The 8,840-nt window shown below is 43.1% G+C and carries 10 protein-coding genes and 1 riboswitch; of the genes, 6 read left to right on the top strand and 4 right to left on the bottom strand.

Annotated features, from left to right (window positions below; translation table 11 throughout):
* Positions 1-580, bottom strand: a 580-nt coding sequence (locus Q8865_10120; protein MDP4153771.1) for a glycoside hydrolase family 3 N-terminal domain-containing protein, incomplete at its 3' end; no start/stop codon positions are given.
* 285 nt (positions 581-865) lie between these two features.
* On the opposite strand from Q8865_10120, the gene Q8865_10115 reads away from it, so the two are divergent.
* The 4 genes from Q8865_10115 to Q8865_10100 are packed head-to-tail and all read left to right on the top strand — an operon-like array spanning position 866 to position 4,768.
* Positions 866-1,894: a hypothetical protein gene (locus Q8865_10115; GenBank protein ID MDP4153770.1), complete on the top strand. Its 1,029-nt coding sequence runs from the start codon at positions 866-868 to the stop codon at positions 1,892-1,894.
* Positions 1,895-1,922: 28 nt separating this feature from the next.
* A complete protein-coding gene (gene kdsB, locus Q8865_10110; protein MDP4153769.1) occupies positions 1,923-2,684 on the top strand; it encodes a 3-deoxy-manno-octulosonate cytidylyltransferase in 762 nt (253 codons plus the stop codon).
* Positions 2,685-2,688: 4 nt separating this feature from the next.
* Positions 2,689-4,275, top strand: a complete 1,587-nt coding sequence (locus tag Q8865_10105; protein ID MDP4153768.1) for an aldolase catalytic domain-containing protein — start codon at positions 2,689-2,691, stop codon at positions 4,273-4,275.
* 25 nt (positions 4,276-4,300) lie between these two features.
* Positions 4,301-4,768 carry an HAD hydrolase family protein gene (locus tag Q8865_10100; GenBank protein MDP4153767.1) on the top strand — a complete coding sequence of 156 codons (468 nt, stop codon included), beginning with the start codon at positions 4,301-4,303 and terminating at the stop codon, positions 4,766-4,768.
* Positions 4,769-5,078: 310 nt separating this feature from the next.
* Here the strand turns inward: Q8865_10100 and Q8865_10095 are convergent, their stop codons facing one another.
* Genes Q8865_10095 through Q8865_10085 form a run of 3 tightly spaced genes read right to left on the bottom strand, consistent with a single transcriptional unit; the run spans position 5,079 to position 6,460 of the window.
* Positions 5,079-5,510 (bottom strand): hypothetical protein, encoded by a 432-nt coding sequence (locus Q8865_10095; GenBank protein ID MDP4153766.1) that lies wholly within the window; start codon positions 5,508-5,510, stop codon positions 5,079-5,081.
* Positions 5,511-5,569: 59 nt separating this feature from the next.
* Positions 5,570-6,058: a hypothetical protein gene (locus Q8865_10090; protein MDP4153765.1), complete on the bottom strand. Its 489-nt coding sequence runs from the start codon at positions 6,056-6,058 to the stop codon at positions 5,570-5,572.
* A 51-nt stretch (positions 6,059-6,109) separates the two neighbouring features.
* Positions 6,110-6,460 carry a LuxR C-terminal-related transcriptional regulator gene (locus Q8865_10085; protein ID MDP4153764.1) on the bottom strand — a complete coding sequence of 117 codons (351 nt, stop codon included), beginning with the start codon at positions 6,458-6,460 and terminating at the stop codon, positions 6,110-6,112.
* A gap of 257 nt (positions 6,461-6,717) precedes the next feature.
* A riboswitch (cobalamin riboswitch) is annotated at positions 6,718-6,894 on the top strand.
* A 219-nt stretch (positions 6,895-7,113) separates the two neighbouring features.
* Between Q8865_10085 and Q8865_10080 the strand changes: the two genes are divergently transcribed.
* Both Q8865_10080 and Q8865_10075 read left to right on the top strand, forming a co-directional pair.
* Positions 7,114-7,995: an ABC transporter substrate-binding protein gene (locus Q8865_10080; GenBank protein ID MDP4153763.1), complete on the top strand. Its 882-nt coding sequence runs from the start codon at positions 7,114-7,116 to the stop codon at positions 7,993-7,995.
* Positions 7,967-8,840: iron ABC transporter permease (locus tag Q8865_10075; protein MDP4153762.1), on the top strand; the 874-nt coding region annotated here is incomplete at its 3' end. The genes Q8865_10080 and Q8865_10075, both read left to right, overlap by 29 nt.

Below are 8,840 nucleotides of genomic sequence, written 5' to 3'. Positions count from 1 at the left end.
TTGTAAAGGGCTGCGATTTTTTCACCGCGTGCTCAAAAGCATACAGATAGATTTCGCGCAGAGCCCGCTCATCAACCGCCGCGTCTATATTCATGCGCAGGGTCTCCTGACTGTTGACGGCGTAATGCTTTAAAGAAGTACCTATGCCCTTCTTCTGCATACCGTCAATATACTCTGCCGCATACTCTCCCGCTAAATAGGGGTCTTCGGAAACATACTCAAAGTTTCTGCCGCACAGAGGGGACCTCTTTACATTCACAGCCGGCCCCAGTACGACGTCTATATCCTGTTCAATTGCCTCCTGCGCGATGGCCTGCCCCATGCGGCTAAAAAGCTCGCGGTTAAAGGAGCAAGAGGTAAGTGCCGCCGGCGGAAAACAGGTAGCAGGCACGCTTTCGTTGATGCCTATGTCGCCCTTTTCCTCAATCTCTTTTTTACGCAGCCCGTGCGGGCCATCCGAAGTGCGGACACTGGGGATAGAAAGCCGCTCAATGGGTTCTGTCTGCCAAGAATCCGCTCCCATGCAAAGACGTGCTTTTTCTTCCAATGTGAGTTCTTTAAGCAGTGTTTGAATATTCATATGCTCCCCCCTAACGAATCTACCCTTATTTTACCAATAAAACGGCACGAATGAAATAGCCCCGTCAGGATTATTTGAGCAAAAGAAAAGGCTGCAATCGCTATCATCGAATGCTCGCTCATATGATGAGAATATTAATCTAGCTTGTCCTAAGAATATCCGTGGTAGAATAATTATTATTTCTTTAGCGTATTTGACCATCGGACAATTTCTGATATAATTTACTATATAATGATGGAGTAACAAAACATTGAAAGATATTATTAATACAAAGGAGATTGCACTATGTCAATCATAAAAAAGCTGAAAATGAGTTTGCTTCCACCCTCATCAAACTCATTTCATGCTGCCGTTACTGAGCAGAGAATAAAAGCTGAAGAACTAAACGCTCTCATAACAGATGAGCAGCGAGCGGTGACAGAACTTAAACAACAAGTTTTACAGCAAATAAATGAGATGCTCGACCAAAACAAAAATTTGCTAACAAAAGTTGACGAGATAAATTTGCTCTGTGGCTCAAGGAATCTTCTGGAGAGCATTGAACAGTTTGTAACAGTTTCTATACTACATCAAAAAAGTTTTGCCGGTTATAAAAACAAATATAGTGGTCATACAGTTGTTTTATGCGGAGCTGGTGAATCACTAAGTTATTATGAACCCATAGAAGGCGCCATTCACATAGCAGTGAACCGTGCTTTCTTACTGAACAAGGTCAAATTCGATTATATTTTTTCTCAGGACTTTCGAGGAATTTCACATATTCAACAAGAACTAAAAGAATACGAAGGAAACAATTGTGTAAAGTTTTTCGGGTATCAAAACGGCAATATATCTGAGATTCCGGAATCATTTGCCATGGAATGCAACGCGGTAAGGTTCTATACAGATATCGGTATAGGTGTGGATAATGATTTCGCACGAAATATAACGAATAGCAAATTCGCAGTCGATATTCTTACAACACCACTTGGTAATTTTTGGTCTTCTATTTTTCCGCCTCTCCAATTTATACTTTATACCCATCCTAGCAAAATATACATTGTTGGCTGCGACTGCATAGGTGGACACTTTGATAACAGGAAACAGACCGATCAGGAGATTGAACAGCATAAAGAGGAAATCCTCATCAACTGGAGTACCAACGGTAAAATAAATCCTCAATTGCTACAGCATTGGCAGGGTCTAAAAGATTTTGCCAATCGGTACTACCCTGACACTGAAATAGTCTCTATAAATCCACTCGGGCTTAAGGGCCTTTTTGTTGATGAGTATACCGATAACTTTATTCGCGGTCAGAATAGCAGTCCCCTTTAATTACTTACAGCTGGAGGATTTCAAAGTTATGAAAATCATAGGAGTAATACCTGCGAGATATAAGTCAAGTCGATTTCCCGGAAAACCACTTGTGGATATCTTAGGAAAACCTATGCTTTGGTGGGTATATCAACAGTGTTTAAAGGTACCAGAGTTTTCTGAAATATATGTTGCAACGGACGACACAAGAATAGAGGAAATGTGTAAAAAATATAATATGCAGGTTATTATGACTTCTGATCAACACAAAACTGGATCCGACCGAGTAGGTGAAGTAGCAACGAAGTTGGATGGTGATTTGTTTGTGAATATACAAGGTGATGAACCTGTAATAGAGCCACAAATGATACAACAGTTAATTGGAATTTTTGAAGAAGAAGCTGTTTATTTTGGTTCTTTAAGAAAAGAAATAACTGATCAAAAAGAGATCACCTCATTTAGTACAGTAAAAGTTGTGGTTGATAAGAACGATGACGCATTATATTTTTCTCGTAGTGTAATTCCTTCAAATATAAAAGATGGAAATCTTGCAAAAGTGTTCCGTCATGTTGGTATTTACGCGTATAAAAAAGACTTTTTATTGAAATTTGTAAATATGGATCAGACTGAGCTGGAATTGGGGGAAGGAGTAGAGCCACTACGTGCAATAGAGAACGGCTATAAGATTCGCGTGAGAGAGACGAAGTTTGAAAGTATTGGTGTTGATCTTCCAGAGCATGTTGCAGATGTAGAGAAAAAGTTAATAAACAGGGATGAATGTAAATATTCACATAAAGTTGCAAAGAGGTAACGATATGAATCATGTCAAATTGTTAGACTGTACACTTCGTGACGGCGCTTATCTCGTCGATAAAAAATTTGGAATAAATGTCATTAATGGAATAATTAACGGTCTTCTCGAAGCTAAGGTAGATATCATTGAAATTGGATTCCTTCAAGATGAGGGCGCCGAAGTTGGGAAAACAATATTTCGTAATAGCATGGAAGCTGCCAGATTCGTACCTTCAAAAAAGGGAGATACCATTTTCACTGTACTTGCAGACTACAGTCGTTATTCCATTACAAACCTCGATAAATATACTGGGGTTTCCTTTGATGGGGTGCGTGCCTGTTTTTTTAAACAAGAACGTTTTGATGCTTTTGATTTTTTTCGTAGCATTAAAGATAAGGGCTATAAGTTGTTTATTCAACCGGTTGATATTTTAGGTTACACTGATTCTGAATTGCTAGAATTTATAACCATTATTAACGATATTGAACCTTATTGTTTTTCAATAGTTGATACTTTTGGTTCCATGTACGAGGATGATCTTCAGCGAATATTTAGCCTTATCGATCATAATCTTTCTTCGAACTGCCGCATTGGGTTTCACTCTCATAATAATCTTCAGATGTCATGTGCGTTATCGCAAGCTTTCGTTAGAATGACTTTTGGAAAACGGAATGCTATAGTGGATTCAACTATTTCGGGAATGGGCCGTGGCGCTGGAAATACACCCACTGAGTTGATATCACAATATTTAGTTTCACAGTGGGGGTACAGTTATGATATTGATTCCATACTTGATTTGATAGATAGCTATATGGATAACCTGCGTACCAAATGTACATGGGGGTATTCCACTCCTTTCTTTATAGCAGGAATGTATAATGCTCACGTAAACAATGTCACATATCTCATGCAGAAAAACAGTGTTCGTTCAAAGGATATCAGATTTATTTTAAACAGTATTGATGCTTCAACAAGGAAAAGATACGACTACAATCTTTTGGAATCAGCCTATCTTCATCAAACAACTACCAATATTGATGACAGCCTTGCTATTAACCGGTTGAAAAACGAGTTGGGTGGACGTAATATCGCAGTAATAGCCCCAGGCGGAAGTATAAAAGCTGCCATGGATACAATAATTCGATATATTGAACAGCACAACGCTATTGTAATATCTATAAACTTTTTGCCCAATGCCGTACGTTCCGATTATCTCTATATGAACAACATAAAGCGATATAGTAACTGGCCGGATTTGTCCAAAATAGATATTAAAAGGATATTTACATCAAACATTATGCAGGAAGCGAAAAATCAGGAGTACATAATATCATTTAACAGGTTGATTAAATGCGGGTGGGAACATATGGATAATTCCACAATCATGTTGTTACGTCTGCTTGACCAAATAGACGTCGCCTCAATTGGCATCGCAGGGCTTGACGGCTTCACATACGGAAATTCTGGCATTAAGAACTATGCCGATGGCGACATGGAACTTGCGAGTATCACAGAAAATCCGATGGAGCTAAATCGGGAAATTGAGACAATGCTGAATGATTTTATGAAAACAAAGAGGAAAACGCTTTCTATCAATTTTATTACATAATCACGTTTTGAGAGAAATGATACGAATGAGAAATAACATTAAATTATTTGTGATGGATGTTGATGGCACGCTTACAGACGGAAAAATCTATATATCAGAAGTGGGCGAGCTATTTAAGGCATTTGATGTAAAGGATGGATATGCAATAAAAAACATAATGCCTCAACATGGCATTATTCCAGTCATCATCACTGGGCGTATATCACGTATCGTCGAAACGCGCGCAAAAGAACTGAATATAACAGAAATTTATCAGGGAATTTGCGATAAGGTGGCAACATTCGAGGCAATTAGAAGTAAATTCGGTATTACCTACGATGAAATTGCAAGTATTGGTGATGACTTGAACGATCTGGAAATAATGAAACTTTCCGGTATATCTGCCTGTCCGTCCGACTCTTGCGAAGAAGTAAAAAAGCATGCTAATATCGTCCTCTCTAAAAAGGGTGGTGCTGGTGCAGTGCGTGAATTTGTTGAACGACTGACTGAGTGATTCAGTACATTCTGGATAATAACCAGTTGGATGCTGAGATAAGCTCAAAAGGTGAATCAGCCAATTTACAATTTGCTTTTTACTGCCATTTTTTACTCAAAGCTGAAAGCTAAAGTCATTTAATTTTACCAGTAGCTGGCAGTTATTGCATACTAAATCTGCTAAACGAAAGCTGGCGCCGCTTGAAAACGACGTCAGCTTTTATTGATTTACAATATTTTGAAATTTCGTTAGAATTTTGTTTAGTTTGGGCTTCAATCCGCGATGCTCAAACTTGGCAGCTTTTCAGCCTAAATTGTGCCGCACCAGGTTATTTGAATATTTTAATCTTTCCGATAAGCGGAAGCTCCTTGGCTTTGCCTTGCAGTCCGTTGACAAGACCAATAATGCCAAAAACGCCCACAGCTATTGGATAAAATATAAGCAAAAACCATCCAATAATCGGAATAAGGGAAAGAACGAGGCTTCCACCAAATCCAAAAATCCAAAGAACGAGCGCCTGATTCGCATGGAACCGGCCAAACTTGGAATCTGGGCAGGCAAGAAGCGGAAGAAAGAACAGCAGGTAAGCAAGACCTGCAATTACTTTATTCTTTTCCACATCAGCGGGATCAGGAATGTAAACCTCCTGCACAGGCGGCTGTTGGGGAGGCTGAGGCGGCTGATACTGAGGTTGCTGGGGAGGCTGATATTGTGGCTGGGGCGGCTGCTGAGGCTCGTAGTTACCGGTTGGATTTTCCATTAAAATTCCCCCTTAATAAACTTATTGAAGCGGTTTTATCCGCTAACGGGTTACATGAATTAAGACGCTGTCTTTTGTGCCGGCGTGTACATGACCATTCCATCCTTGGAGCTCGTGTTATAGGTGAACATAACGCCTTCACCGCTGCTGTTCGTGCCGGAGAAAAGCAGTCCGTCGTTGTCTGCGGATTCAAGGCCGTTGCCATATCCCTTGGCTTTTAAGGAATCGCGGTACGCCTGTGCATCCGATGCGCTTACATCCGAATAGGTTACGGAACAGCCGCCCGTTGAGTTGTCATTGATTATCCCCGATATTTTGCCTTTCATTTCGGGAATGCCCGGCATTTTATCGCCAGGCCATTTCAGGTTGTCGCCAAATTGCAACGCGCCGTCGCTGGTGGTTATCTGCCCGCCGCCGCTTGACAGGTTTACCGTACCGCTCGTGAGGTTACCGATGATTTTTTCAGCCGCATTTTGCGCGCTGCAGGAAGTAAAGACAACAAGGATGCCAAGAATCGTGCCAAATGCCGCAATGAGCTTACGTTTCATGATTTTCCCTCCGTAATTATCATAGTATTGAATAATAAACAGCTTGACAGTTCAAGGTCCGCTTTTATGACAGCCCTTGTAATTGATGATAAGTTCTGCCCTGCTGTTTACGCCCAGCTTCCTATACAGTTCGGTCATATGGGTGTTTGCAGTGGAATACTTTACCCCCAAAAGCTTTGCTGTTTCTTTCAGCGTATAGCCCTGTAGCAACAGATAAAATGTATCTGACTCTCTCTGGGTCAGTTTTGAAAGACGCATGGTTTTTTCAGTTTCGCTGAAAACCTTATTCATTCTGATGATTTGAGGTTCAGCGGAGATTTCTTTACTATCCGCCACAGGTTCGCTTATTTGGTCTTTTTGATTTTTTGAAAGAGCCTGCCGCAGCTTTTCCAAAAGCGTCAATTTTTCACCTCCCCTGCTTGCTTTTAAATTTATTGTAGTGGTATATTTTTCCACCGTCTACTCATTAGTTAGTATGAGCATATGAAAAAGGCCGCCTCATTAGAACTAATGAGAAGGTGTTTTAACCGGGAAATATCTATTATGTATTCGTCTTAGTCCCAAACCTCACTGGAAGCTTCGGTCACCCCCTTTGTTTCACCTCCTATTTGCGGTCCTATTTGCGGGCTTGCAAATGTACACACGTCATGTTACAATTAGGCCGACATAAACATACAGGTGCGCGCAAGCGCCCAACAGGGAACCGGGTAAATGCCCGGACTGTCCCAGCAACCGTGAGGCGGACAAAACGGCAATGAACCACTGCAGTAATGCGGGAAGGAGCCGGAGTAGGATGAGGCCGAGTCGGTAGACCTGCCTGTATGGAACGTTTCTTCTGGGATTGAGGAAAAACGATTGAAAACATGACCTTCATGTGAAATTGTTTAAACCCTTTCCAGTTACGGAAGGGGCATTTTTTTGCTCCTTACCTATTGAAAGGCAGTGAAAACATGAAAACAAACAAACTGGCATCCCTACTCTTATCCGCATTAATCGCAATATCCTTTGCTTCGTGCACCGGTACGCCGAAGGACGCAAGCTCCGTTTCCTCGCAGGTGGCAAGTTCCGCCGCAAGCTCTGCGGCAAGTGCTGCAGGCGCGCAAAAGACAAACTACACCGTAAAAGACAGCACCGGCCTGAGCGTTACCTTTGATAAGGTCCCCGAGCGCATTGTTTCGCTTCTGCCGTCTGACACCGAGGTTCTTTTTGATTTGGGCCTCGCCGACAAAATTCAAGCCGTCAGCGAATTTGACAGCTACCCCGAAGCAGCGAAAAGCAAGACTCACCTGCCCACCGGTGAAAAGCTTAACCTTGAGCAGCTGATTGCCTTAAAGCCTGACGTTGTGTTCATGGCAAAGATGGGCCAAACCAAAGAGCAGGTTGCCAAGCTGACAGACGCAGGGATTAAGGTGGTTGTGACCGACGCGCAGAGTATTGACGGAATCAGCGAAGTCATTAAGCTGGTCGGCGAAGTCACCGGCACCGAAACCAAAGCCGCTGATATTGTTTCTTCGATGCAGAAGAAACTTGCAGATATAAAAGCCAAGGTACCGAAAGGCGACCAAAAAAGCGTATACTTTGAAGTTTCGCCTCTGGAGTATGGACTGTGGACGAGCGGTAAAAATACCTTTATGGATGAAATTGCGACGATGCTCAATTTAAAGAACACCTTTGCAGATACGGACGGCTGGGCGGAAATTTCAGAGGAACAGGTCATCAGCCGCAATCCGGATTATATTGTTACAACTTCGGGCACGGAGTACGGTGTAAACGGCCCGGTTAAGGAGATATTGGCTCGCAAAGGCTGGGATGCGATAACCGCTGTGAAAACCCAGAAGGTTTTTCAGGCGGACAGCGACATGCTGACCCGCACATCCCCACGCCTTGCGGACGGTGTACAGCAGCTGTATGATTTTATTTACGGAAATGTGCAGTAAAAAGCTAGTAAATTCTCTACTCTTTCAATGTGTGACGGCGGGCATCTTTTTGCTCGCTGTCTTTTTCCTTTGCGTTTCGGTCGGCAGCGTACCCATTCAAGCGCTAGATACCCTTCGGATTCTCGGGCATGCAACGCTGGGGAGTACTGTGCTGCCCGCCGACGAAAATCTTGAGACGATTCTTCTCACGGTGCGTCTGCCGCGCGTGCTTTTGACGGCGCTTGTGGGCGCGGCGCTTGCCATCAGCGGAACAGCAATGCAGGGGCTTTTAAAAAATCCACTGGCGGACGGCTCCACACTTGGGGTATCTTCGGGTGCGTCGGTCGGCGCTGTAACGGCGATTGCCCTCTCCGCCTTTCTTCCCTTTATGAACGGGGCGGGGCGTATCATTATGAGCGTCGGTTTTGCCTTTCTGTCCATGCTGCTGATTCTCGGCGTCGCCTATAAAATTGACCGGTCACTCTCTACCAATACCATTATCCTCACCGGGGTCATTTTTTCGATGTTTGCAAGCAGCATGACCAGCCTGATTATCGCCTTTTCGCAGCAATACTTAAAAAACATCGTGTTCTGGACGATGGGCTCTTTTGCGAGCAGTGGATACTCCGACGTGCTGTTAATGCTTATGGTGCTGCTGGTCGGAGGGAGCGTGCTTGTATCCTGCACAAATGAACTCAACGCCTTTTCGCTCGGTGAGGAGCGCGCGCTGTACATCGGCGTCAATGTAAAAGCAAAAAAGCTGATCATTATGGGGGCTGTTTCCCTGCTTGTGGGTGTTTCGGTCGCCGTGAGCGGAACCATCGCCTTTGTTGGGCTTGTGATTCCGCATATGACGCGTATGCTCA

It is taken from the genome of Bacillota bacterium (assembly GCA_030705925.1).
Classification (GTDB): Bacteria; Bacillota; Clostridia; order Oscillospirales; family Feifaniaceae; genus JAUZPM01.
Note: the sequence above shows the minus strand (reverse complement) of the source record. Positions and strands in the feature narration are given on the sequence as shown.

Bases quoted from the DNA above. Each gene is read 5' to 3' on its own strand.
- Q8865_10100 (MDP4153767.1), top strand. From the start codon at position 4,301: ATGAGAAATAACATTAAATTATTTGTGATGGATGTTGATGGCACGCTT.
- Q8865_10105 (MDP4153768.1), top strand. From the start codon at position 2,689: ATGAATCATGTCAAATTGTTAGACTGTACACTTCGTGACGGCGCTTAT.
- Q8865_10095 (MDP4153766.1), bottom strand. From the start codon at position 5,510: ATGGAAAATCCAACCGGTAACTACGAGCCTCAGCAGCCGCCCCAGCCA.
- Q8865_10090 (MDP4153765.1), bottom strand. From the start codon at position 6,058: ATGAAACGTAAGCTCATTGCGGCATTTGGCACGATTCTTGGCATCCTT.
- kdsB (MDP4153769.1), top strand. From the start codon at position 1,923: ATGAAAATCATAGGAGTAATACCTGCGAGATATAAGTCAAGTCGATTT.
- Q8865_10115 (MDP4153770.1), top strand. From the start codon at position 866: ATGTCAATCATAAAAAAGCTGAAAATGAGTTTGCTTCCACCCTCATCA.